This is a genomic window from Capsulimonas corticalis, from assembly GCF_003574315.2.
GTDB lineage: Bacteria > Armatimonadota > Armatimonadia > Armatimonadales > Capsulimonadaceae > Capsulimonas > Capsulimonas corticalis.
Genome location: NZ_AP025739.1, coordinates 5,711,875 through 5,737,420, shown reverse-complemented (window position 1 = coordinate 5,737,420; position 25,546 = coordinate 5,711,875). Strand labels below are relative to the sequence as shown.

Sequence of the window (25,546 nt, the reverse complement as noted above, 5' to 3'; positions counted from 1 at the left end):
CAATAAGCCAGTGTGGATTGGAGTGGAGACGACCAATGCGGGAAGCGCCGTGTCGTTCTACGGGAGCGGGGACGCCGTTATGGAGAATGTGCTGTCCGGCGATTTGTCCGCCTTTCAGGCAAGGCCATCGTTTGCCGGCTACGCCGTACACGATTACCTTGGCTGGACAAACCTTGGCCCTTAGAAGAGTTTCCGCGATGACCTAAAAGTTGATGTTACGCACCGTGCGGTCGGCGCCTGGCGCGTAACATCAGTGAAGAAAACCGGGACTATCCCACCGGCGAGTGGGCGCGCAGGTCGAGCCACGCGAGTTCGCCCGGCGTAAGCTTGATCGCGAGCGCGTCCACATTCGCCTGCGCTTCGGACTTGTTGCCGGCCGCCGCGAGTGTGAATATCTTCAGCGGCTGGTTCAGGACGAACGACAAAGCGATCTGCGCGAGCGTGGCGTCTTTCTCGATCGCGAGTTTTTCGGCCCGTTCCAGCCGCTCAAAGTTCTGTTCGTAGCAGTAACACTCCACGCAGAGCTTGTCGAAGTACGAAGTGAACTGGTCCAGGTTGTCGCGCCGGAACCGTCCGGAAAAGAATCCGCCGGCGAGGCTGGACCAGGTAAACAGGATCTGCCCGTGGTCGCCATACCATTGACGCGACGGGGCGCCTGCGGGGCCGCTGATCGTGACGCAGTTTTCCCACGGCTCCTTTACCATCTCGGCGAGGCTGTAGTTCGGGTTGCTCACGATGAACGGCGTCAGGCCGTTCTTCTCCGCGTATTCATTTGCTTCCGCGATCCGCTCCGAGGTCCAGTTCGATCCGCCGAACGCGCCGATCTTTCCGGCGCGGGCATGCTCGTTGAGGATTTCGACAATCGGACCGACCGGGACATTGGGATCGTCGCGGTGCAGGATGTAGATATCAATGTGATCGACCTGCATGCGCGCCAGAGTATCGTGCAGGTCGGCGGTGATATCGTATGGCGTCACGCGGCGGCGATCCTGATTGTGATGAGCGCCCTTGCCGAGGATCACCACATGGTCGCGGATGCCTCGCTCACGGATCCAGCGCCCGAAGAGCCGCTCATTATGGCCGCCGCCGTAGACATGCGCCGTGTCAAACGTGTTGTAGCCCAGGGCGTACACGTCGTCGAGCAGCGCAAAGCCTTCCTCTACCGCGTCCGGAGACAGCGTGATTGTGCCATGGATGAGCCGCGACACCTGCTTGTCGACACCTGGTACTTCGCTGTATTCCATTGCCATCTTGCTTAATTCTCCATCGGATACTTGAGACCCCACTGGGCGCGCAGGGCGTCCATGGTCTCCATGATGCGGAGCGTTTCGTCCTGCGGCATGACGCTGCTCTGCGTTTTGCCGGCGCGCACGCACTCCGCGACTTCCACGGCCTGATAGTTGTAGCCATTGCCTTCGTACGGCAGATCCAGCGTTTCGGTCTCCTGGCCATCCCGGGAGAGTGTCAGCTTGGACGGCTTCCACCAGGGCGAGGGGATATGGATCTTGCCTTCGGTCCCAATCAAATAGACTTCCTGCGGAGTATTCGTCCGTACGGCGGTGGAGAGAACGGCGATTTGACCTTCGGAATAGCGCAGCAGCATGGCCGCCTGTTCATCAATGCCGGTTTCGCCGATATGGGCGACTCCGGTCGTCTGCACGGGCGCGCCCAGCAGCATCGACGCCAGCGAAACACAGTAGCTGCCGACATCCAGCAGCGCCCCTCCGCCCAGAGCCGGATTGAAGAGACGTCCTTCCGGGTTCACGCCCGCGCGGAAGCCAAAGTCCGCCTGAACGATGCGCAGATCGCCAATCGCCTGGGAAGCAATCAGCTCGCGCACTTTGACCATGACCGGGAAGAAGCGGGTCCACATCGCCTCCATCAGGAAGACGTTGTTCGCGCGAGCGGCGTCAATGGTCGCACGCGCCTGCGCGGCGTTGATCGTGAACGGCTTTTCCGTCAGCACGGCCTTGCCTGCTTCCAGACAGAGGATCGAATCTTCGGCGTGCATCGGGTGGGGCGTCGCGATGTAAACCGCGTCGATATCTGGATCGGCGGCCAGCTCGCGATAGCTTCCGTAGCGCTTCGCGGCTCCAAACTTCTCGCCAAACGCGTCCGCTTTCTCCTGAGTGCGGGAGGCGACTGCCGCCAGCTCAGCGTCGGGAACCGACTGTAATCCGGTTGCGAACTGGCCGGCGATGCTGCCGAGGCCGATGATGCCCCAGCGAAATTTTGTATTGGTCAAGTCCAAGCTCCTTTGTCCGTTTCGGAACGCCCCATTGTTCTACAGTGCGCGCGCAAATCCTGCATCGTGACCCGGGAAAGTCAGGTTCGATCCAGAAGATTTGCATAGACGCCTGGCGAGCTGTCGGGAATTACGATTGCGCCGACCGTTTTTTGATAAAACTCGACGGGACCGGCGCTGCCGATAATTCCATAGGCGTATCCCAGATCGGCGAGCCCCCAGAGACTGGCGATCAAAAGCGCCTTGCCGATGCCTTTGCCGCGATGCGAGACGGCGACGCCGGTCGGACCGAAGAAAGCGCGCCGCGTCGAATCGAAGGCCGCGAATCCGACGGTCTTTCCGTTCTCAATCGCGATGTAGCTGGAGATTGGCTGACGCCCGAAGGTCGCGCCCATCTCGTCCGCCCAGCCCTGGGAAAAATTGCTCTTGATAAACTCCATCACGGGAGTGTACTCAAATGTGTTGGGACGGCGGATCAAGATATTTTGATCGCTCAGCGATCCCTCACCCTCGGATCGCGCGGGCAAACGGTAAAGCGGGACAAGCAGATCGGCCATGGGTGACGCTCCTGTGATTGTGTCGGTGGAATATGAGATCGATCGATAAGACGGCGGGGCAGGGTGGGAGTTCAGAGAGCGTTGAGCGCCTTCAAAATTTCTGTCGCCAGCGCCGCCGCCGCCGCATCCTTGGCGAACAGGTCGGGATGGAGGGCGCGCGCGAGCTGCCGCTTGGCGCGGCGAACGGTTTCGGCGCCAAGTTCGCGCGCGACCTGATCGAGCGCATGCGAGGAGCCGTTAGTCTGCGTCGCGCGCGCCAGCTGCTGGCTCAGTTCTTCAATGCGCTGCTCCGCGTGGCCTAGCCGCCGTTCCGCCTGAAGGGCGCGCTCGCGCATCACCTCCCAGCTGGTTTCGGTTTCGGCAAGCTGACGGCGCAGATCGCGCGCCTTCGCCTTCATGGTGTGGTGGCGCGACTCCAGTTTCTCGTGGACGGCGGCGTCGACTTTGCGCGGCGCATCGCCGCGCGCGCCGATCAGGTCGCGAAGCTCCTTATGCCGATAGATCGTCGCGCGCGAGATGCCGGTGCGATCGCAGACATCGGTCACCGAGAAGGCGGCTCCGATCCTCTCCAGGTCGCGGAGCGCCTGCGCGACCTGAGCGGCGCGGTCTTTGGGATCGGCGGGCTTGACGCCGGGGATACGGATTTGTTTTTGTTTGGAACGCGGGGCGTCGTCGCGAGAGTTGGCCATTGTCTTACGGTGCGTCTCCCAGAGTAACTCAATGCGACAATTATACACTACCCGCCTCGAACATGCAAAAAGCCGGAGGGAAATCCCTCCGGCTTTTGCGCTTTTGTTTCCGTCGGCGACCGATTACATGGTTCGGAACGCCTTCATAATGCTGATGATGCCCGGTCCAAGAAGGACCGTGAAGATGGCCGGAAAGATACAGAAAATCAGCGGGAAGAGCATCTTGACGGGCAGTTTCGCCGCGGCCTCACGGATCTGCTGCGTGCGTGCGATTCGGATGCTTTCGCTCTGGACGCGCAGCACGCTGGCGATACTGACGCCGAGCTGTTCCGACTGATAGATCGCGGCGACGAACGATGTGACTTCGGCGATCTCAATGCGGATCGCCATATCCTTTAGCGCTCGTGCGCGGGTCTTACCGACCCGCATCTCGTCGAGCGCCTTGCCAAACTCTTCCGAGATCGGCCCTTTGACCTTTTCCACGACTTTCGCCATCGCGGCGTCAAATCCCAGGCCTGCCTCGACGCTGACAATGAGCAGGTCGATGGTGTCCGGAAGCTTTTTCCGGATCTGATATTGGCGCGCGCCAACCATCTGCTGCATCGCGCTGTCGGGCAGCGTCAGGCCAGCGACGGCGCCGAAGAGAATGACCACGACCCTCGTCAGCATGTCGTTGGCGATGATGGTGGAGATGTAGAAACCGCCGGCTGCAAGAACAACGAATGAAATGAGCTTAATGCCCATAAACTCCATAACGCCGATCTTGCCCGGATTGCCGGCGCGTATCAGGAGCAAGCGGGTCGCATCGCTGGCGCCGCTGGGACTTAGCTTTACGGCGACGCTCGCGAGCTGACGCAGGGCTGGTCGGACGACGCGCTGGCCGAAGGATTCGTCCAGCTCCGAGTCCGGCAGCGACTTCATCGTGGTGTCGTCGTCCATCGTGCGCGCGATATTGCTGATGCGCATGTTTAGCTGATTTCGATCCTGACTGGGAGAAGCCAGACCGATCACCAGAGCCATGGTGCCAACAAAGATTAAAAGTGCGATAGCAAGGAGCATAGGTTTCGTGCCTCAGACGTCGATAGCGACCATTTTTTTGATAATCAAGCCGCCAACCACTTGGAAGACGAACGTCGCGATAATCATCGGCATGCCTATGGGATCTTCAAGCATGGGTTTGAAGTAGTCCGGCGAGCGCAGGTTCAGGAACAATCCGAGGACGATGGGCAGCAGGAAGACGATGACGCCCGACAGCTTGCCTTCGGCGGTGAGCGAGTTGATTTCGCCCTTAATCCGCACGCGCTCACGAATCGTTTTCGCGATCGTATCCAAAATCTCCGCGAGGTTGCCGCCGACCTGGATCTGGATCGAGACGGCGGTGACGGCCAGGTCGAGATCGTACGAATTGACGCGGTCCACCATGCGGCCGAGCGCGATTTCCATCGGGACGCCGAGCTGAGCCTCGCCGCGCGCCCAGGCGAATTCCTCCGAGATAGGAGCGGGCATTTCGGTGATGATCATCTCGCAGGAGCTGGTGAACGAGTAGCCAGTCCGAAGCGAGGACGAGATCAGCGTGAGGGCGTCCGGCAGCTGAGCGTCGAAATCCTTGCGGCGCGTCTCCTGCTTCATCTTGAGCATCACGACGGGCACGATATAACCGACTGCGCCCATGACGAGCGCCATCCAGATACGGCTCGTCAGAAAGAGACCGATCATCGCCATTCCGATGATGGAGGCGATACAGATCCCGACAAACTCCGCCGGGCGAAGCTTAATGCCCGCGCGGTGCATCGCCATGCGCAGATCGCGGCCGAGGTTGCTTCCTTGAAGGTAGGCGGAAACCGTCGGGAGGATATCTCCGCCGGCGGACGAGAACATGCTCTTCGCGACGGCCGGTTCTTCCATGGGCTCCAGAACGCCGGCGGCGCCGTAAGTAAACCCGCCGGTGATGTTGCTGAGACGCTCACGCACGCGCCGGCTGCGCTGCGCCATGACTTCCGTGATTGCGTACACACCGCCGCAGGTCACCACGAATATTGCTGCGACGATGATGAGTGGCGACATGTGCGATACTCCTTAAAGAAATAGGTCTTTCGGAAAGTTGATGCCCTGAGCGGTCAGCGTCGTCATAAACTTCGGACGCAGGCCCGTAGGGCGCATCTCGCCGATGATTTTCCCGTTCGCGTCCACGCCGCGCTGCTCAAAGCGGAAAATATCCTGAAGAACGACGACTTCGCCTTCCATCCCCTGAACTTCGGTGATGTGCGTGATCTTGCGGCTTCCATCACGAAGTCGTCCCTGCTGAACGATCAGCTGAACGGCGGAGGCGATCTGTTCACGGATCGCTTTGACCGGAAGCGCGGTCCCCGCCATCAACACCATGGTCTCAAGACGCGCGACGGCGTCTCGCGGGGTATTGGCGTGCGCGGTGGACAGCGAACCGTCGTGACCGGTATTCATCGCCTGAAGCATGTCCAGCGCTTCTCCGGCGCGGCACTCTCCGACGATGATTCGGTCGGGACGCATACGCAGAGAGTTTTTGACCAGCTGCCGGATGGAGATTTCGCCCTTGCCTTCCAAGTTGGAGGGGCGGCTTTCCAGCGTCACGACATGGTCCTGCTGGAGCTGAAGCTCAGCCGCGTCTTCAATCGTGACAATGCGCTCGTCGTCGGGAATAAACGACGAAAGGACATTGAGGGTGGTCGTTTTACCGCTGCCCGTTCCTCCGGACACAATGATGTTCAAACGTCCATAGACACAGGCGCGCAGGAACTCCACCATCTGGGGCGTGACGGTTCCAAAGCGGACTAGGTCATCGGACTTGTACGGGTCCTTCGAGAACTTTCGAATCGTGAGCGATGGGCCTTTGATCGCCAGGGGAGGGATGATGGCGTTGACGCGGGATCCATCAGGCAGGCGCGCATCGACCATCGGCGAGCTTTCGTCGATACGCCGTCCGAGCGGCGCGACGATTCGCTCGATAATCCGCAAAACATGCGCGTCGTCTTCGAATGTCTCGACGGCCCGGGTAAGCTTGCCCTTACGCTCAACATAAATCTGATGGGCGCTGTTGACCATAACTTCCGTGACGTTCTCGTCTTTCAGCAGCGCTTCCAAAGGACCAAAGCCGACAATTTCGCTGACGACGGCGTCCAAAAGCTGGCGGCGCAGGGTTTGGGGGAGGGTGACCCCTTCTTCCTGGATGACCTGATTCGTCTGCGCGCGGATCTGCTCCGTCAGCGCCTCACGAGACAGGCGGCTTACCGCGGCGATGTCGTCCTCGGACTCTTTTACAAATCGCCGGTGAATTTTTTGTTTGAGCTCCGTGAGCTCTTCGGCGTTCGGAACCGCGTGTTCGCCTTCCATGGCCGACTGACTGGGAAGCGACACGCCGGAATCGCCGCCGTGACGACGCATATTGAAGAACGTATCGTCCGCTCCCTCCGCCTCGATCACGGAAGCCAAGCGGTCCGCGACGGAGAATGTCGGCAAGGGCGCTTCGACGGGGGTAGGGTCGAGGTTCAGCGCGCGCGACGGCGGCGGCTCATAGGGAGGGAGCTCCGCCGGCGGCTGCTGCTGATCGTCTCGCTTGCGAAAAAATGCCATGTTGTTTAACCTTCGGGACGGGCTGCCTGCCCGCCAAAGAAGAAGCCGCGCTTGCGCCCGCCGGCAAGTTCATCGGCGCTCATCATCATGGTCTTTTCCATGTTGACAATTCCCGCCAGCGAACGCGCGAATTGGCGGATGCTTTGCGACACGGCGGTATTGGGCTGTGATACGACGAACGGCATTCCCTGGTTGACGGCGCCTGGCACCACCATGCCATCGTTCGGGATCTGCGCGCTGACCGGATAGCCAAGCGTCGACTCGATATCGGAGACTTGAAGTCGATTCTGCTTCGAGACCCGGTTGAGGACGACGCTGATCTTTTCGCGCGCCACATACTTGCCCTGAATGGTCTGGAGCAGCTGGCGCGTGTCATTCACCGTCGTGAGGTCAAACAAGTTGGCGACAATCAGCGCTGTCGTGGCGTGGGCCAGGACATAAAGCGTCGTCGTGTGAAGAATGGGCGGCACATCAATGACGATATATCGATAGTGCTGCTTCAAGTGACCGATCACATTTTCGATGCAGGGGACCGTGATCGAGTCCAGCGCCACCGGTGTTTTTGAGCTGAACAACACATGCAGGCCGGATTCGTGCTGCGCGATGCAGTCGGCGACCAGCTGCTCATCGACTTCGGAAGGATCCAGAGTCGCAAGCTCAGCAATGGTGCGCTGCGGCGCCATATTGAGCAGCATGCCGACATCGCCAAATTGAACGTACAGGTCGATCAGAATCGTCGGCTCACGTGTTTCCTGCGCCAGCGAGATCGCCAGGTTGGTGGCGAGCGTCGTTTTCCCGATCCCGCCTTTTGCGCCCGTGATCGAGATCACTTTCGTCGTCTTTTTAGGATCCGCGGCCTGAGCGAAGGACGGCGTGTGCCGCCGCTGCTCTTCCTGATAGACTTCCCGCACCGTCTTGACCAGATCAGCGCGATTGACAGGAAGACTCAAGTGCTCGCGGGCTCCGCTGCGCATGGCGCGGCGGAGCTGGTCGACGCTGTTGGTGCCCGACAGAATAATGCTCTGCGTCGGAAGGTATCCGACGCCGGCCAAATACTCCGCCGTTTGGAATCCGTCCTGGACCGAAAGATCAGCAGCGAGGAGGGCGACATCGGGCCGGAACTGGTGGGCAAGCTGCAGCGCCTCTTGCCCATCCCGCGCCAATCCGACAATCTCCATCTCCGCATCGGACGCCAAATGCGCCCGAAGCTGCTCTCGCGAGGGAGGATTACTGTCCGCTATCAGTACACGGATCATAAGTAGTTACTTTCCATCAGGCGTGGTCGGTTTGTCAGGCATGTAGTCCGGCTCTTTCGGCCGCTCCGGATCCGGGCGCAGGAAGTTCTGGATATCCGGGAAGTCCTGGTCAAATTCGTGACGGCGAATGTGCGGTTTTTCAATGCCAAGGTTTTCCAGACTGCCGGGTGTCGGAGGCTGAATACCCTTGGTGGTGGGCTTCACAATCTGCGCTTCAACAAGAACCATCAACTCTGTTGCCTTTTTTGAGGTCGATGTAGATTTGAAGAACTCACCGAGAATCGGTATTTGGGAAAGCAGCGGAATTTGTTTGACAACACGTGACATTTCGTTGGAGTAAAGTCCGCCGATCACTAACGTCTGACCATCCTTCAGCTGCAATGTCGAAGTCTCGCGGCGTACGGATAGAGCCGGAATACGGTTCGAGTTGGAGATAATCGCATTCGCGTTGTCGATCTCGCTGACTTCAGGCGTAACCGTCAGCTGTATCGTATCTTCCGAAACGACTGTCGGAGCCACGTTAAGTCGAATACCGAATGGTCGATAAAGAACCGTCGTGGCGTTACCAGATCCAGGCTGAATGACGGGAATTGGCAGCTCGCCGCCGACGAGGATACTACCTTCGTTACCGTCTAGAACAAGCATACTGGGTTCGGAAAGAACTCGCGCTTTGTTTTCTGTAATTAAAGCCGAAAGCGACGCGCCAAATGGTTGCAGACGCTTAAGATTTCCGCCGCCTGTCAGCAAATTGCCAGTGTTTGAAGAATCCGCTTGCCCAAATACAATTGGCTGAGTCGGCGCAGAAAAAGTGACGCGACCACCATCTGTACCGCCAGAGTAATTGATTGCGCCCCAGTCCAATCCAAGATCTTTAGTCGAGTTACGATCAATATCGATAATTCGGGTTCGCACCAGAATCTGCTGTGCTTCTCTTTGTTGGAAATTGATCAGGTTGACGACTTTTAGCTCTGTCGGCAAGGATGCAAGCAGGCGCTCAAGCGGATCCACGTATTTCTTAACAGCCGTGCTGGTCGATCCTTCAACGTCGCCACTGAAGGTCTGCGTGCCTGCCGATCCAATGGGAGATGCATACTTACCAGTCAAGGCAATTGTCTTCTCATCAATCACGCTTACTTGAATGCCCGAATTCGCCAAGTTTTCCGACAGCAGTTTCTCATAGCGCTCAGAAAGTGTCAGGACATGCGTCTGTTCGCCGACAACCAGCAAATTTTTGACCTTTGCGGTGTAGGCAGTGGCGATTGCTTCGGCCATTGCGGACGCCGATTGCGTGGGGGCGGAGCCTTCCAGGAAGATGGTGTCGTTGACGGCGCGCACGGTAACCGTGGGGATGCCGATTTCTTCCTCGATGCGCTGCGCAATCGGGATCATGTTCTGACCCGGCTCGATGCTGACGCGCACGACGTTTTTGCCGCGCGAATCAAAAACAAAGATCGTTGTCTTGCCTGCGCCCTTGCCGTTGATAAGCAAACGGCGAGCGGAGAGGGGGACAATGTCCGCGACGGCGGGATCGCCAACAGCGGTCGTCGTAATCCCGTCGAATTCCAGCACATCCGACTCGCCGACATGAAGCGTTTTGACGATCGTCTTTGGCTTCTCGGGAGCGGCCATTGTTCCCGTCGCCATCGGCATTGGAGCGGGAGGCGCAGGCTGCAAAAGCGGGATGATCGGCGCCGGGCTCAATCGCGACGAAATACGCAGCGTGCTCGCCTTAGGATCATAACACCCAGCCAGAGAGGGCAAAGTCGATGGCGTGGCCACGACTGCGGCGGCGCTGAGCGGCTGGGGGCGCTGGCGGTGGCGCCAGGAGCGATAGTGAACACGACGTGTTACCGCGCGGGTGTGCGCCGGACGATAACTTGGCTTCACGACTTGCGCGGCGGCATTTGCCGTCAGCGTCAGAGCGGGGAGGGTCGTCAGTGTCAATGCAAGGATTGCGCATGTATTCCGTGTTTGGTTCATTTTTGAAATTGTATCTCTCGTCGCGGCGATGGCGCTTGCCGCCATCGCCAATTTATTCGCCGCGTTTGCAGTCTGAAAACACAGCTTTCGGCGGGAAACTTACTGTCCGACGGACACCGACTTAGCATCTGAACCGCGGATGACCGTGATGGTGCTGGGCATCGGCGCCAGAAATGACTTATCGGCGGTGGGTGCGGGCAGCGGCGGAACGGGCGGAGCCGGAGGCGTGTAAGGCGCTGCGGGCCGCGGCATTGCGCCATAGTCCGGCGGGACCGTGGAAACCGCGCTGAGGCGGACGGAAGGGATATCCTGCTTGACAGTATCGCCGGCAGGTCGCAAAGTCAGCATGAGCTTACCCTTGGAGGCGGCCAGCATTAATTTTTGCGCGTCTCCAGGCGACACGAGCATGGTGGCGTTCGGGATATCCTGAGCCTTCGGAGCTGTGCCGTCCGAAGCGACGGGGTTGGCGCCATTGTTCAGAACTCCGCCGGAGCCCGCCGAATAGCTTTGCATTGCCTGCTGGCCCGTGGCGAGCAGCGTCACGTCCTGCAATACGGTTCGCGTCAGCGACTGCCCGTGTCCAGCGTCAAACGTAGCCAGGACATCGACATGATCGCCCGGCTTGAGGAAGCCGGCGACGCTGCTGACCGGATCCAGCGCGACGGTCATCGCACGGTAAGTCGCAGGGAACGCGTAGGCAAGGCCGATGCCCGGGTCTTTAGCCATCACGGCGTTGTTCAGGATCGGAGATCCTGCGGCGATCGGAACGGAAGCGACTTTGCCAAGGACATCGTTGGGCGTCGCCGATTCCTGGCCGGTGAGCTTGGATTGGGGGACATTATCAATCTTCACCATATCGTTCGTGACGATCGTACGAGCCGGGATGTCCTTGCTTGCGACAACGATCGGAGAAAGCGTCGGCGCTGCGACCGGAGCGGGGGCCGCCGTGGGAGCCGCCGGCTTATTCAAAAAGAAAAACGCCAGCAAAGCGGCCGCCGCTCCAGCGACCACTGCGATGATCAGCGTTGTGTTGCGCCCCTTGGGTCCCTGCGGGTTGAGCTTCGTGCGCTCAAGGCGAAGTGTTTTGTCGGAAGGAGTGGACATATTGCTGTAATCCTATCGATAGTGTTCTGTTTGCGATCGGCTCGCGGGTTTAGATCGTCAGGGCGATGGCGCCGAAAATCGTGTTGCTGTGTGATGAACCAGACGATTGCGGTCTCGGCGATACGAGGTTTGATGTGGGAGTGGTTACAACTAATCTGAACGTCGTCTAAAGCACTTCACGGCATCTTCTCGTTCTGAATTATAACACGAGAACTAACATTGTGCTCGTTTAATCGCGAGGGATTTTAAAAAGGTTTTACGACTGCGCCTGTTTTGATCAGATAAGCAGCTGCGGCGACGCCGAGCGCGATTGAAGGCGCATAGGCCATATATCCGGCTTTGGATGCGTTCGACATGGCTTTGAGGCTTTGCAGGGATTTCAAGGTGAGCAGCAGTTGCAATCCGGTAAGAGTGTTCTTGACGGTATAGCCAAGAACCCCCTTTTTCCAGGCATAGAGTATTCCTAACACACCGGATATCACAAACGTGCACAGCAGCGCCCAAAGCATGAATCCCGGCCCGGTCATCGCGCCCACCGCCATGAACAGCTTCATATCGCCGAATTTCATGCCGCCGGTGATAAACAGGGACAAGCAGGCGATGCCCATTCCGCAGAAGGCAAACGACAGCCCGTGCCAGCCATGCGAGACTGTGTTGAGAATTATTCCCATCACTATTGCTGGGAATGTGAGCCAATTATAGATCTTCTTCTTGCCTAAATCGGTAATCACAGCGACTAGCAAAACTATACTGAGAAGAAGTGGAATCACAATATCATGCATCATAAGCATCTAGTATAGCCGTCCGGTGTCACCAACTAAGTTGATGCTGCCGCCAGGAACATCGGCGCGCAACGTCCATGTTGAGGAGTCCTGACCGCCCGCCCAATAGTGAGCCGTCCAGTTACCGCCTGGATAATTGGCCAGCAACGAGATGTTATCTGTCACAACTGTATTATTGCAGACAGAAGGAGAAAAGGATCCAAATGCGACATTTGGATAGTCGGAGCTACCATATGCGTCGCAAGTGTAGGTGACTTTGATGTTACTTTGTCCAGAAGGCGCAATGTCTGTATCAAAGCGATCGACATAAAAGGTGGTTCCTGCGGCTTTCGCTGGTACATAGCCCAGAGAAATGTCAGCTTCACCATTAGTGTTGAAGTTCAATGGAATACGGCCATGTGCGGCGACGCTAGTGCCGTTTTTACCGGCGCTTGCCGTCGCCGGATCGCCACTGTATTTATTATGCCAAGCCGTTTCCGTGATATTTGAGAGTACATATTGCTGACTACCTACAGTCACCGTCTTCGTATCACTAGTAGCGACTTCAGGGCCTGATCGAATGTTGAAACCATTTTCACTTGAGCCGTCAATCGAGTCAACTTCTAAGTGATAGCGTCCAGGGCCATACTGATTGACTAGCGTTGCTGGGTCGAACTTAAACCCAGGTGGAGTAACCCACTGTAGATCCGTTGCAGTATCCTTCCAATAAACCTGGTCTGCCACTGTCTGATCTGGATAAGCTGGATTGTCGGGTGTAAATACAACTTTGAAATCAGTTTTTGTATAATTATCCGTTCTGCCTGACTGGCCATCACGGATTTCGTCTATAGAACCACCTGTGATATTTCCGTTAGCGTCCTTGGTAATCGGACTTGCATCGGTAGCATTCCCGTTGTTATAGCAGTCAGGATCGAATAAATCTATTTGGAGTTTCTTACCAGGATTTTTACTAGCAAAGTCATTTGGAACGGAAATCGTGAAATCATAGCCGTTTGGGTTCTTTGTGTTATCCCCATTGAGCTGGCGTGGACCACTTGTTCCGTTGGCGTATTTTACAGCAGGAGCATTTGTACTCTCGTAATATGGACTGTACTGATCGCCATATGCTCTCCATGCGTAAGGCCCGAATAGAGAGTAGTTGGTATTGAGACCATTATATCCCGCATCCTGAACGGGAATGGGAGCATCAATGTAGGATTGATACTCGGCCGTCGACGATGCCTGGAGATGCTGAACGCCATGATTAAGCACTCTCGCGAAATAAGGCATTTCGTTCGTCTGCACTCGAACAGAAAACCAACTGCTGTGTCCGGTGACCGGATACGTGATATCTGAGTGAGAATCCCCATCGGGATTGGTATGATCGACCGGCATTGTTATGGCGTATCCGTTAAGGGCTGCAATCTGCGCGGCCTTTTCCACCGCATCGGATGTTGAGCCGCCGTGAGCGAGTGTGTATGCACCGGCAAGAGCCGCGTTATCCGCCGTTTTTTGCAGATCTGCTTTTCGAGCATACCACATGCTCACATCAATCGCGATCGCAGCCATTCCCATAAGGCCTGTAATGCCCAGAGTTACCCACACGATTACAAATCCCTTGTGTTGGGATGATACTCTCGTTTTTATTACGCTTGACATATTTTTTGCGCCTAACCTGGAACCTTTTCCATGATTACCGAGGATCTTTTGACATAGGGGGCGTTAGGATCAATGAACGCGGAAAGCCCAGGAATGAACTTTGCGGAAACGGAAATCTTTTTACCGAGCGGGTAAGAGATTTGAACGGTTTCTGTACTGCCTTGAGTCCGTGCGGATGCGTTGTTAGGGGTCACGACGCCTGGGGCAGTCAGTGTGCCCACTGTCAAGGTCAAATCTGAATAGTTAATAGATGTGCCGCTGCATTCGGTTTGCAGAAATGCTCTTATACTGCCGGTAGTACTAGCAGAAGCATCCGCCGTTGTCGCTTCCCCACCGTGGATCGCGACAAAACGGGCAGTATCTCGTGTTAATTGCGTGAGAGTAATCGTTGTGTTAATAACGATGCCATACTCGATAATCGCAAACGTCAGCCAGATTAGGATCGGTAGGCAGACTGCCATTTCTGCGACAAGTGCGCCTCGGCTGTGGCGGGCGTGTCGATGAGATTTCAAGTCGAGAATTACACGCGAATATTTTCTCATGAATATTCTCTTTCTAGCAGGTAAGCAAGGAGAGCCGCAAAATGCGGCGAACGACAAGAACTGAACGATAGTACCCTATCTAAAAGTTTTTCAATCAGGGTCATACCATCAAAACCGCCGTAATCCTTTACGGATCCGGCGGCTTTGAAAGTATGACTACGGACCGAATGCGCTGGACACGCTGTTGTTGTTATCGCCCATCTTGTTCACGACGGAGCCGCCGAACGTTTTGATCGCGCCGAGGGCGACCATCACGATGAAGATGAGAAGAAAGACGTATTCCACGACAACCGCCCCATCTTCATTGCTTGCTAATTCCATTACAAACGAGTTGAGGGACGTCATCTTAATATCTCCGATATCCATGTCTGAGCAGTGCTAAATAAATTCGTTCAACAGCAAACCATGCCGGTTTAATTGCTTGATGTGACGTTGCCGGCGACTTTGTTCAGCTTGTTGCCTGCGGAGGATCCGAGGAACTTCATAGCGCCGATCGCGATAACGCCGATCAGAGCGACGAGCAGGACGTACTCGACCATGGTCGCGCCATCTTCTTCGCGAATGAACTTCAGAGCGATTTGTTTGGTGGATTGCATGAATGGAGCTTTACATTAATCAAAGGCGCGACATGCTCGCCAAATATAGTGGCGGCGATGGTTGGAAAGACGCCGGTAGAAATTATGCCTTCAGCCTCTCTTTTGGTAAAGAGAGGCTGAAGGAGTAGAACGAACTGAGATTAGTTGCTGGAGGTAACGTTGCCGGAGACGACGTTCAGCTTGTTGCCCGCGGAGGATCCGAGGAACTTCATAGCGCCGATCGCGATAACGCCGATCAGAGCGACGAGCAGGACGTACTCGACCATGGTCGCGCCATCTTCTTCGCGGATGAACTTGCTGGTGACAGTCTTCAGGGTGCTGATCATTTGAACGAAACTCCTTAGCCCTTGGGCTTTTTTGTCTAATCCCTTAAGGGATATTGTTGCGAACTCCAAACCGTCAAATTTCGGCGGTTCGGCTTTGCCAACCGTAAAAGTACCGGCTGGCGAAAATGAGAATGGCGAACAGAGGGATAAATATCCAGTCTGGTGGACGGAAGTCTGCTTACAAACTTGGTGTCTGCTCGCTTCGCTCTCTTTCCCCTGCCGAGTTCATTATACAGCCTATTTGCTTAATCCGCACATTTTTCTCAGTATTTTTGCTAATTTTTTTTTCGCTGAGTTTTGAAGGTCAACACTGCGTCCGAAGTTGCTGTCTGCTTGGTTAATATACGGTTAATATTTCGCATCCTGCGTGACAATTCGACTGAGAAAAGAAGGAATTTTTGAAAATCCCACTATTGTCCTATGGTCATTCCGCTACCCTGCGCCGCCGAAGAATCCCGATGAAATAGAGGCCGGAGCCTGCGGCGCAAAGGTAGAAGACGGCCTCTAAAAGCCGCAGGGCGTATGCTCCAGAGGCGATGGTGTAAAATGTCGTCAGCGTCAGCGCCACGGCGCCGATGGCAAAGGCAATGACGGCGCGCCCCGGCGTTCGCGCCCCGCAGGCGAGCATCACAAGCCACGGCCAAAGCAGATACCAGGGGAACCAGATGCCCATCGAATAGTAGATGAAAGCTGACGAAAAGATTGTCCATGCCCAAACCCAGCCGTCGCGGATTCGAAAGAGGGCCACGGCAATTGTCAGCGCCGCATATAGGATCAAGATCGTTTGATGTTCATGCAAAGCTGAGAAAAGAACGCCGTGATGTAAGCCGTGAGAAGCATCAGTCGCCGAAGCGCCGGCTTTCTGGATCACTTGATTGCGGTTCGCGAGCGCTCCCAGCGTTGCGAGCCCATGCCAAAACGGCGCAAAACAAAGAATGACGGGCGCAGCGGCGCCGGCGCAGAACGCCGCCATTGCCGATACCCGGGCCATTTTCGGCTGAGATGACTTCCACAGATCGATCAGCAGCCACGGCAAGAGGGCAAGGGTTACAAACTTCACCCCAATCGACACCCCCAGCGCCAGTCCGCCCAGCAATGGTTTTCGCTCCTGGAGCAATGCGGCGGCCAGAAGAGCGAACGCGATCATCAGCAGGTCGTTATGTCCGGAGCCGACACCCTCAATCAATGCGAGGGGATTCAGGCCTATGGTGAGAATCGCCGCTCCGATCCGGTCAGGATATTGACGCCGCGTAATCCGTCCCGCGCTCATGGATGCGACCATCAAAGCGCCCAGCTCAATCAGCTTCATGCCGAGCAGGGCCAGCCACAGTTGGGAAGCCCCGATCATTCTCACGACCCCGATGGAAAGCGCTGTCCAGACAGGTCCATAGACGGTGGGGATATCCCAGGCGATGCGATGTTTCGAAGGATCGCGTATCGATCGCGGCAGGAACCCGGCCATCGGATCCCCGGCGTCAATCAAAACCCGCGGAGAATGGAAGTAGGGGTTGAGGTGATATCCAGGCAGCTTTGCATAAGCGACATACGAGTACAAATCCGATGAAAGAGATGCGGGAAAGAGAATTGCGATGGCCGCGCCCGTGACGATCACAATGGTGAGAGCTCGCCGGGGTGTGATGGAAGAATTGGCGCTCAGGCGCAGTAAAATCGCGGCGTAGACGGCGTACAGCGCCACGAGAAGCACGCGAAAGGCGATGCGAAAGGCGCCAGGCGTTAGCGGCCGTACGGCGTGACCGAACAACGCCGTCGCGAACGGGAGCGTGTCCAGCTTACCGGTTGCCCAAAGCGATTGAAGCCCCGTCGGAACGCCGTATTGAAGGAGCGCGAACGCAACGATCTCCAGAACGAACAGGGCGATCAGAAAGTGGAGCGGACGATCCACGCGAAGATTCGCAGGCGCTTCGGTCAATTCGGACGCTCCTACTGCAATGCGGCGTAATTGCAGGGCGCTGGCGTCGCCTGCATCTGTGATATGGCCGGGCAATCCCTGCGGCAGCGCGCGATAAGGGCGCTGTACTTAGGAAGCCGCTTGACGAATATCAACGCATTGACCTTAGTCGATTTGCTCTTGGGGCTGCCGGCGAGCGCCGCCCGGTCCGCGTACACGAGCGCCCAATCGGGGGCGTCCAAATAGATTTTCGTTTGATTTTGCGTGGCGGTCGTAAAGATCACATCGACGCCGTAACTGTCCATGAGCGAGCGCCAATTGTAGGGCAAACTGTAGATCTTATTCGTATCCTCCAGCGTCTTGCCGAAATAGACGTCCGCGCGGCCATCGACAAACACCGGGTACTGCGGCAGTCGCCAGATCAAGTAGCCCCCGATATCGTAGATATTATAGATTTTCACGGAAGCTGGAAACTGCTCCGCTTCCATAAAGCGGCATGCGGCGGAGGGAAACGATCCCAGTTGGTAGCTCGCCGTGGCGATTCGGGGAGCAAGCGGCTCGTGGGGGTATCCGATGTTTTGCAATGCGGACGCGGATCGCATTGCGGACGCGGCGACGATCGCCACGGCCACCGCGATCACGGAAACCAGGGTGGGGCTGGCGGCGAAGAGCGACGCGCCGGCGTCTCTTGAAGTCAGCAAATGCCTCTTGATTCCCGAATAAATGTCGGGCGAAATCAGCATCATTCCGGCAACGGCCAGCAACGGGACGTTACGGCTTGCGGCGAGCGCTTCGTGGACAAGCAAAATCAAGATGAGGATCGGCGCCCATTCGCGCTTCCGGCGCGTAAACGCTACGCCATAGGCGAGAAGTCCCAGGAATACCTCCAGGACTTTGCCGTCCGCGTCGTGAAAGTTTGGCGACGCCCACTCGCTGACAATGTTGAGCATCGTCGTGTTGCCGAGCGTCGCCCCCATGTTTTCGTAAATATGCCAGCTGTACGGCGTGAAGAATGTCGTGGCGGCGCACGCGATTCCCAGGAGGGCGGTGCGCTTCGCGCGCGCCAGAAGATCGCCGCGCTCGGCGGGCGAACTCCAGGCTTGCAGCGCGTCTCCGATGGCGAAAGCAAACACCATTCCCACGCCGACAATCACGCCGGCATGGACGTTCGACCAGATCAAGAAGACGATGAGCAGCAGCCATGAGTTTTTCCAGGAAGCATCCGGCTTTCTTAGGCGCATGATCGTGGCGATCGTAATCGCGAGAAAGAGATATGTCCAGAGATGGGGACGCGGCTGAAAAAAGCCGCAGGACACAATCGCCGCCGACAGAGCGAGCAGAAACGACGTGATCGGGCTGCCTTCCGTCTCGCGCAGTATGTGAATGTAAACGACAATGAAAGTCAGAGCGACCATGGCGCTTTCGGCGATCCAGATCGCCGAAAAGCCGCCGATCTGCATGAGCTTCCACATCAGCAAGAAACAAAGCCACTCATGCGCGATCCAGGGCGTCCCGTACCGAGTCCATGAGAATGTGTCGGAATGCGGAGCATGCCCGGTGACGGCGATGTCATGGCCGGTGCGTATCTGCCAGAACAGATCGTTGCACTCCGCCGGATTAAAGCAAAGGGAGACGACGAAGACGATCAGGACCAGTCCGAGAATCCACGGGATCGGCCGATTGAGAGAAGGGGGCATCACAGCGCCTCGCTTAATGACTTCGATACAGCGACGGCGGTGGGGCAGTCCGCGCGACAGCGCTCGATCAATGCTTTATTTTCTGGACGGTCGAGCACGAAAATCAGGGCGTTGAGATGCCCATTGTCCACATCGAGATCGGGGCGGTCCGCGTACACAAGCTTCCATTCCGGCGCATGGATGAAGAGCCTGGCTTGAATGGCGTCGGCCGATGTGAAAATATAATCCGGGTGATATTTGCTCAGCGTTTGTCTCCAGGCGTAGGGCTGCGCGCTGATAGCGGCGTAATCTGAGAGGACTTCACCAAAATAGACGTCGGTCTGCGTGGAGATGAAGACCGGATACTGTGGAATACGCCATTCGAGATAAGAGCCCATATTGTAAGAGTTATACATTCGCCCAGTCAGCGGAAAGCGCTCGCGCTCCATAAAATCGCAGGCCGCCATCGGGAAATAATCGAGAAAGAACGCCTGATGCGCCGCCGATTCCACTGGTCCAACGCTCGAATCTCTGCTAACCTCGTAACTTTTGACGGCGGACGCCAAAGAGCAGAACGTGATGAGGATCCCCAGGGCCAATGTGATTGGGATGGGCGGGGCGGGCCCAAAGAATGCGGCGGCGTTATGGGATTTTGGCGAGAGCATCTCCATGGCGCGCTCGATTGAGGACTGGAGATGACGCGCCGTGAGCGGTCCGGCGGCAAGGGCGAACAGCGATACATTCCGATTCGTATTCAGCGCGAAATAAGCGAGGGCGATAAAGATCGCCACTTCCGCGAAGTCGCGTCGCTGCCGGGAGAACGCCAGTCCAAGCGCGCAGATCACGATCAAAAACACGAGAGAGTGTCCGATGGCGCTGTGCAAGTTCACAGCCTGCCACTCATTGATAAACTCCGGCATCGTCTTGTCGCCGACTGTTGCGCGAAAGATTTCAAAGATGCGAACGCCGTACGGGTTTGCGAGCATCACGGCGAAACAGGCGGCCGACGCGAGTAATTCCCGGCGTCCATTCGCGGCAAAGCGGCCGCGCCGGTCGGAGTCGTCGGAGCTGCCGCCAAACCGGGCGTCCGCCAGATCGCACACGCCGAACGCCGCGAGGATCGCCGCGCCAAAGATGACCCCCGCATGGAAGTTCGCCCAGATCACGCAGATGATCGGAGCGAGCCAAAGAAGGCGCTTCGGCGCTTCCGCGCGCTTGGACTGCAAAATGACGCCGAGCAGCAGCGTGAATCCCAGATAGGTCATCAGGTGCGGACGGGGAGAGATCAGCGTGCTCATCATCCACGCCGCCCAGATCGACATCGCCAAGGCGATGATCGGCGAGCCTTCGGTCTCATGGAGCATGATCGTATAGAATGCGCAGAATGTCGCCAGCAGGATGACGACTTCAAATATCCAGACTGCGGCGTAGCCGCCCGCCGAGAAGAGCTTCCACAGAAGGACGCACATTCCCCATTCGTGAACGATCCAGGGCGTTCCGCGGCGCGACCAGGAGTAGGTGTCGTGATATGGGAACTGGTGCGTCAAGGCGATGAGCCGACCGGTCCGCATTTGCCAAAACAAGTCCGTCGCCGGCTCTGGATTGAAACACAATGCGATGACGAACGACGCCAGCGCCAGTCCCAGGAGTATAACGGAAACGGATATTTTCAAAGAAGGTCGATAGTTCATTCAAATAACACTGCCCGAGGGAACGGATTGCTGGGCCGCAATTGCGTCCGCGCGCGGGGCCGCCGTTTGCTCTTTCGCCGCCATCCACGCCTGACGACTGTCTCGAATAAACAGCGCAATCAAGGGGTAACAGATCGGAATATAGAAGCTCCAGCAGTATGGCGAAAACAAAACGGAAGCGATCGTCGAATAACAATACAGCTTCAGCGGCTCCTGCTTACGGGCCAGGTAGGAAACGCAGACCGGCCCTAACACTCCCAATACCGAGAGAAACAAGCGCGGCCCCGGCGGAAGCGGTCCGGAAACGTAATTCCATCCCAAATGCCTCGCCAGGCGTAAACAACCCAGCGACAGGGAGATATCGCCCGGGAAAAACGTGCCCTGACGGATCATCGGCAGCACCCAGTGCGCCCACTGCCAGTACGACTGGACGCCGCAGTAGCCAATGCCGGCGGCGAAACCGATAACCAGCAAAATTGAGGCGGGAATCGCGACGCGGCGTCCTTCTTTCCAGACGGCGAGCGTGAGCGGCAGCAGCGTATACAGCTTCAGCTGAGCTGCGAGCGCAAAAAAGATCCCGCGTCGATTGGTCGCAATCGCCATCCCCACGAGCGCCCACATCATTGGATCGGCGTTTGCGGTGGAGATGGCGAAATAGACGCCCGGCGTCGCCCCGACAATCAATCCCCAGACCAGAGTTCCATCCAGGGAAAACCGGCCGAACGCGATGCGGGCGAGACTCGCCGCGAATATCCAAAACGCGGCGAGGATCAGCCCATACCAAACCCGCGAAAACGCCATCGGAGATAGGCGCCCAAGCGGCGCTTCTAGAACGGCAAACTGCGGCAAATACAGGAAATACGGGCCAGACATCATCTTGTCAGGGCCGTAGCCGGGCCGCGCGCGATACAGGGTGTGATGGTTTACGGAGTTCTGCGCCGCCAGGTAAAAGGCGGGAGTGTCGCGAAGGGAGTCGCTGCGGTTCCAGTGCGCCGGTATGAAAAAGAAAGCTTGATAGACCACATGCAAAGCGGCCAGAACGGTAACAAGGGAGCGAAGCCGGCTGGAATTCCAGACAGCCCATGCAGGCTTACTCATGAATGCTCTTTCACGACGATGGATTTCGAGGCGCGACGCGGATCGCGTTTGCGCCGGGCAAGCGGCAAGATACAGGATTATACACCAGGTTTCCGCCCGTTCGCCAGAAACGCCAGGTTCCGGGTGTCTCATATCTTACAAAACTTTTTTCGGCGAATGTTTGAGGGCGTTCGGGAAACGGATATATATGTGTGTCAGTGAAATACTGAACACTTAGTTGATAAGAACTTACAGAAAAACATGCAGCGCGGCGCTAGGATGGCGCTTTTGGAGAGACAGGAAGTCAAGTTCACCCAGGGAGGAAAATGTCGATGTTTACGATTTTGATGTGGATTGTTGTTGGTTTTCTTGCCGGCCTTCTGGCTAAGGCGATTGTTCCCGGTACTGCCGATGAACCCGGCGGTTTTGTAGGGACTACGGTTCTGGGTATCGTCGGCGCCGTTGTCGGCGGGTTCATCTATCACTTGATTACCGGAAGCCGGTCATTTACCACGACGCTCGACATCATGAGCATCGTATGGGCGGCCATCGGAGCGATCGTTGTCGTGATGATCAGCCGTATGCTCAGCGGCCGCCGTGCGTTGTAACGATCACCATCGATTAATATAAAGGCGCTTAACGCCAATCAGGCCCGGACATTGATGTCCGGGCCTTTTTCTGCGTCGATCTGTTGCTTTTCTGATCTGACGCTCTGTATCGCGCGATTATTCGATACGCCACAAGAAATAGAGACCGATCGCGGTGAACAGGATATCGGGCGCCCAGGCGGCGAGGATGGGATTGAGCGCGCCGCCGAGGCCCAGGAACTTGGTTAGCAGCAGCGTGTTCCAGCCGACCCATACCATCACCAATGAAAGAAAGATCCCCGTATAAGCGCCGGTGCGCGCAAAACGCAGGGCGAGCGGAGGCGCGCAAAGCGCGAACGCCAGGCAGACGAACGGCAGCGAAAGCTTCATGTAATAGTTGACGGCGACTTCCCGGAAGTCTTCCCCGCCGTCCTGTCCCGTGCTTTGCATCGCGCGCATACGCCGGCCAAGCTGCGCCATCGACAGTTCGTCGGGCCGCTGCATGGCGCTGGAGGCGATGTCCATCAACGGGACGCGCAAGTTCAGCGTCGTGGCCGCCGCCTGAATCTCCAGGCGCTCCGAGCCGTCCAGCGCCAGATGATGGACCACGACATTCTGAAGCGCCCAAATATCCCGATTGTACGTAGCGCTTTGCGCCGTGGTGATCGTGGGGAAACCGCCGTTGGTCGGATTTTCGAAGATCGTGACGCCGTACAATTGGAGCTTATTCGGATCTCCCGAGGGATCTTTTCGTATTTCGCGGATATGGAACGCGTAATCTTCGAAGGTGAAGACTTTGTTGGCGGCGAGGCTGGGAGACGCTTGCAGCGCATAGCTGAGCATCTGTCCCTGTGTCTGCTGGAATTCGTGCTGCGCGCGCGGGACGACACGGTCGGCGACCACGAACGCCGTAATACTCGCCAGCAGTCCCACGAGAAAGATCGGCAGGAAGAGGCGGCGCAGGGAAACTCCGGACATGCGAATTACGGTGATTTCCGAATCGCGCGCCATCCGGTTGACGGCCCAGGACGCCGAAAGCGCCGTACCGGCCGGCAGAGTGAGGACAAGCAGGGTGGGGATGTTGAAGACGACGAGCTTGGCGACGACTTTGAACGGAATGCCGTTCTTGACGATCTGCTCGATCAGCGGAAACAGCGTGTTCCCAACCAGCATCACGACGATGAGCATGACGCCGGCCAGAAAGGGCGGCGCCATCTCACCGAGGACGTAGCGGTCCATGCGCTTCATGAGGCTCTCTTAAACGCGCCAATGCTCCGCGCGCCGCCGCAGATCGTAGACGGCGGTGTGCAGGCGGACGAATGATTCGACGACCGTTCCGTAAGCCGAGAAGTACTGATGGACATCGCCGTCGCTCAGGGCCTTGTCCGAGATGTAGTAAAGATGATCGCTCGTCTGCATCAGGCGCCAGACGTGGAGCACGTGCGGATCGCCCGTCGCGCGGACGGCGTCCTCCATGCGCTTGATCTCTTCGTAGCAGAACTGCTGCATCTCGTTGCCGAGCCAGGCGCTCGTGTCGCGCTCGCGGTCCGCCCAGGAGATCGTCGAGAAGTCCGGAACATCCACGGTCCCGGCCGTCTCCAGGCGCGAAACCGCTTGCGCCGGCGTCGCCCACTCCAGCTGAGGGTACTGCGCGATCTGCGAAGGCAATGCGCCGACAAAGTCGAAAATGCCTGTGTCCGCCCACATATGCTCGCCCAGCGCTTCGTAGTCCAGCGCCAGCAGCACCATCGGATCGGTATTGCCTGCGAGCCATCCGGAGAACTTTTCGGCGGTCAGGGGGTAGCCTTCCCAGCCTTTGTTGGAGAACCGGTACCCGACATCGTCGCTCAGTCGATAGTTGCGCAAAAGCACCGGCAGGCCCGAAGTGCTCTGATAGACGAAGTCCGGGGAGCGCCAGCCGGCCATCAGCCAGTCCACGCCCTCGGTAATGATGCCGTTGAAACCGATATCCTGCACGCAGGCGGCGACGGAGTTGTTATACATCATCTCCGTGTTGCGGAAGATCGTCGTCTTTTGCCCGAACAGTTCCTGAATCTTGGCCTGATGCAGCGCAACCTGTTCGCGGAACTCGCGCCGCTCGTCGTCAAACAAACCGGCGAGGCTATGGTAGTAGGTTTCACCGGTGAATTCGACGAGGCCGGTGTCGGCGAGCGCTTTCCAGAGGTCCAGCACGTCGGGCGCGTATCGGGCCGCCTGATCGAGCAGCGTCCCCGAAAGGCCGTAGGCTACCCGGAAGGGTTTTTCGTCGTTCGCGTGCTTGCGCACGAGGTCCAAAATCAAGCGTGTCGCCGGGCGATAGCACTTGTCCGCGACTTTCAGGAAGATCTCGCGATCGAATTCCTGCTCGAAGTAGTAAGTTTCCAGCTCCTCCGGCGACTTCTGGGCGCCCGCCTGGCGCTGTTCGGTCGGGCGCAGGCGGGAGGGTTGATGGGCGAAAAAGAAAGGGACGATCAATGTCATGGCGTTACTTCCATTATTTACGGCCGTAAGGGAGCTATGCTCCTGGTATACTTGAGCTTAGTTGCGCACTTCCACGCTCCAGTTGACGATATCCAGGTCCGGTTCCGATGTCGTTTGGAAGACTCCGTTGCCCGCCTCGGTGACGTCGCCTGATGGTTCCGGGGTTACCGAATCGCTGTTCTGGTAGATGTGGGATTGCGCCGTGGAAATCGTGATCGGATTGTTGACGCCGCCGACCTGGCGCGCATCGCCCAGCGCATCGAAGAGTTTGGTCGCCGAGGTGTTCGCATCCGTGGGCGTGGAATTTGTCGCGATAAAATTGATCTGCAAATTCTGGATCTGATCGGCGGAGATTCCCGACACGGCGAGCTGAGACAATGGGATCCGGAACTGGAGCGTCGATCCGCTGTCGCCGGGCGGAGTAAATTGCAGCGGCGATCCGAGAAACTGGAACGAGCGCAGGTTGGATCCGGGGACAACCGAATAGACGCCATAGCCGGCGCTGCCCTGTGTCGAATCGTAGCGCACGAACTGTGTGAATTGCCCGGCGGCGAAGCCGTTTCCCCACGGCGATGCGACGACGGGGATCGGTCCGGTGGATGTCGTCGGGCTGTTCGTGGTGTTAAAAAGGACGAAATAGGAAAACGCAGGGTTGATGCGCCCCGCGACCGTCATCGAGACGATCAACTGCGCGCCGGTCGAGTTTTGCGCTCCGCCCGGCGCGCGCGCACAGCCGGCGACGGCAAGCAGCGGGAGGGCGGGCAGGGCGATCTTTGCCGCCAGCATCCATGTCTTTCGTGTCAT

At 57.3% G+C, this 25,546-nt stretch carries 25 protein-coding genes; 2 read left to right on the top strand and 23 right to left on the bottom strand.

All coding sequences use genetic code 11. From position 1 onward, the window contains the following. The first annotated feature begins 22 nt into the window (after positions 1–22). Entirely contained in the window at positions 23–184 is a 162-nt protein-coding gene (locus tag D5261_RS24645; protein ID WP_301002210.1) for a hypothetical protein, read from the top strand. Between the two features lie 85 nt (positions 185–269). Here the strand turns inward: D5261_RS24645 and D5261_RS24640 are convergent, their stop codons facing one another. From D5261_RS24640 to D5261_RS24545, 20 genes are all read right to left on the bottom strand, one after another. Continuing rightward, complete coding sequence (locus D5261_RS24640; RefSeq protein WP_218025481.1) at positions 270–1,250, bottom strand: aldo/keto reductase; 981 nt, start codon at positions 1,248–1,250, stop codon at positions 270–272. A gap of 5 nt (positions 1,251–1,255) precedes the next feature. Beyond that, positions 1,256–2,245, bottom strand: coding sequence for a Gfo/Idh/MocA family protein (locus tag D5261_RS24635; RefSeq protein ID WP_119319711.1), 990 nt, complete (start codon positions 2,243–2,245; stop codon positions 1,256–1,258). 80 nt (positions 2,246–2,325) lie between these two features. Next, complete coding sequence (locus tag D5261_RS24630) at positions 2,326–2,802, bottom strand: GNAT family N-acetyltransferase (RefSeq protein WP_119319482.1); 477 nt, start codon at positions 2,800–2,802, stop codon at positions 2,326–2,328. Between the two features lie 71 nt (positions 2,803–2,873). After that, positions 2,874–3,491, bottom strand: coding sequence for a DUF6262 family protein (locus D5261_RS24625; RefSeq protein ID WP_119319483.1), 618 nt, complete (start codon positions 3,489–3,491; stop codon positions 2,874–2,876). Between the two features lie 123 nt (positions 3,492–3,614). After that, a complete protein-coding gene (locus D5261_RS24620; RefSeq protein ID WP_301002208.1) occupies positions 3,615–4,457 on the bottom strand; it encodes a type II secretion system F family protein in 843 nt (280 codons plus the stop codon). 105 nt (positions 4,458–4,562) lie between these two features. Beyond that, entirely contained in the window at positions 4,563–5,555 is a 993-nt protein-coding gene (locus D5261_RS24615) for a type II secretion system F family protein (protein ID WP_119319485.1), read from the bottom strand. A gap of 12 nt (positions 5,556–5,567) precedes the next feature. Then, the gene (locus D5261_RS24610; protein ID WP_354673136.1) at positions 5,568–6,857 is read right to left on the bottom strand and encodes a TadA family conjugal transfer-associated ATPase; all 1,290 of its coding nucleotides are present in this window, start codon (positions 6,855–6,857) and stop codon (positions 5,568–5,570) included. A 245-nt stretch (positions 6,858–7,102) separates the two neighbouring features. Next, the gene (locus D5261_RS24605) at positions 7,103–8,353 is read right to left on the bottom strand and encodes a CpaE/TadZ family protein (RefSeq protein ID WP_119319486.1); all 1,251 of its coding nucleotides are present in this window, start codon (positions 8,351–8,353) and stop codon (positions 7,103–7,105) included. A gap of 6 nt (positions 8,354–8,359) precedes the next feature. Beyond that, complete coding sequence (locus D5261_RS24600; RefSeq protein ID WP_125205783.1) at positions 8,360–10,378, bottom strand: type II and III secretion system protein family protein; 2,019 nt, start codon at positions 10,376–10,378, stop codon at positions 8,360–8,362. Positions 10,379–10,432: 54 nt separating this feature from the next. After that, positions 10,433–11,437 carry a Flp pilus assembly protein CpaB gene (gene cpaB, locus D5261_RS24595; protein WP_119319488.1) on the bottom strand — a complete coding sequence of 335 codons (1,005 nt, stop codon included), beginning with the start codon at positions 11,435–11,437 and terminating at the stop codon, positions 10,433–10,435. Positions 11,438–11,682: 245 nt separating this feature from the next. Further along, entirely contained in the window at positions 11,683–12,222 is a 540-nt protein-coding gene (locus tag D5261_RS24590; RefSeq protein ID WP_165863912.1) for an A24 family peptidase, read from the bottom strand. Between the two features lie 6 nt (positions 12,223–12,228). After that, positions 12,229–13,857 carry a pilus assembly protein TadG-related protein gene (locus D5261_RS24585; RefSeq protein ID WP_119319490.1) on the bottom strand — a complete coding sequence of 543 codons (1,629 nt, stop codon included), beginning with the start codon at positions 13,855–13,857 and terminating at the stop codon, positions 12,229–12,231. Positions 13,858–13,868: 11 nt separating this feature from the next. Continuing rightward, complete coding sequence (locus tag D5261_RS24580) at positions 13,869–14,399, bottom strand: TadE/TadG family type IV pilus assembly protein (protein ID WP_119319491.1); 531 nt, start codon at positions 14,397–14,399, stop codon at positions 13,869–13,871. A gap of 156 nt (positions 14,400–14,555) precedes the next feature. Further along, positions 14,556–14,744: a Flp family type IVb pilin gene (locus D5261_RS24575; protein WP_125205784.1), complete on the bottom strand. Its 189-nt coding sequence runs from the start codon at positions 14,742–14,744 to the stop codon at positions 14,556–14,558. A gap of 68 nt (positions 14,745–14,812) precedes the next feature. Then, complete coding sequence (locus D5261_RS24570) at positions 14,813–14,995, bottom strand: Flp family type IVb pilin (RefSeq protein WP_119319493.1); 183 nt, start codon at positions 14,993–14,995, stop codon at positions 14,813–14,815. 140 nt (positions 14,996–15,135) lie between these two features. Beyond that, positions 15,136–15,321, bottom strand: coding sequence for a Flp family type IVb pilin (locus D5261_RS24565; protein WP_119319494.1), 186 nt, complete (start codon positions 15,319–15,321; stop codon positions 15,136–15,138). 424 nt (positions 15,322–15,745) lie between these two features. Continuing rightward, positions 15,746–17,251, bottom strand: coding sequence for an MptA/MptB family glycosyltransferase (locus D5261_RS24560; protein WP_119319495.1), 1,506 nt, complete (start codon positions 17,249–17,251; stop codon positions 15,746–15,748). An 11-nt stretch (positions 17,252–17,262) separates the two neighbouring features. Then, complete coding sequence (locus D5261_RS24555) at positions 17,263–18,927, bottom strand: hypothetical protein (protein WP_119319496.1); 1,665 nt, start codon at positions 18,925–18,927, stop codon at positions 17,263–17,265. Further along, complete coding sequence (locus D5261_RS24550) at positions 18,927–20,579, bottom strand: hypothetical protein (protein WP_125205785.1); 1,653 nt, start codon at positions 20,577–20,579, stop codon at positions 18,927–18,929. Before D5261_RS24550 ends, D5261_RS24555 begins: the two co-directional genes overlap by 1 nt. An 18-nt stretch (positions 20,580–20,597) precedes the next feature. Beyond that, positions 20,598–21,695, bottom strand: a complete 1,098-nt coding sequence (locus tag D5261_RS24545; protein WP_165863913.1) for a glycosyltransferase family 87 protein — start codon at positions 21,693–21,695, stop codon at positions 20,598–20,600. Between the two features lie 311 nt (positions 21,696–22,006). On the opposite strand from D5261_RS24545, the gene D5261_RS24540 reads away from it, so the two are divergent. Further along, a complete protein-coding gene (locus D5261_RS24540) occupies positions 22,007–22,282 on the top strand; it encodes a GlsB/YeaQ/YmgE family stress response membrane protein (protein WP_119319499.1) in 276 nt (91 codons plus the stop codon). Positions 22,283–22,399: 117 nt separating this feature from the next. Here the strand turns inward: D5261_RS24540 and D5261_RS24535 are convergent, their stop codons facing one another. The 3 genes from D5261_RS24535 to D5261_RS24525 are packed head-to-tail and all read right to left on the bottom strand — an operon-like array spanning position 22,400 to position 25,546. Beyond that, complete coding sequence (locus D5261_RS24535) at positions 22,400–23,509, bottom strand: LptF/LptG family permease (protein ID WP_119319500.1); 1,110 nt, start codon at positions 23,507–23,509, stop codon at positions 22,400–22,402. Between the two features lie 9 nt (positions 23,510–23,518). Then, positions 23,519–24,742: a glycoside hydrolase family 57 protein gene (locus D5261_RS24530; RefSeq protein WP_119319501.1), complete on the bottom strand. Its 1,224-nt coding sequence runs from the start codon at positions 24,740–24,742 to the stop codon at positions 23,519–23,521. A 57-nt stretch (positions 24,743–24,799) separates the two neighbouring features. Continuing rightward, positions 24,800–25,546, bottom strand: coding sequence for a hypothetical protein (locus D5261_RS24525; protein WP_165863914.1), 747 nt, complete (start codon positions 25,544–25,546; stop codon positions 24,800–24,802).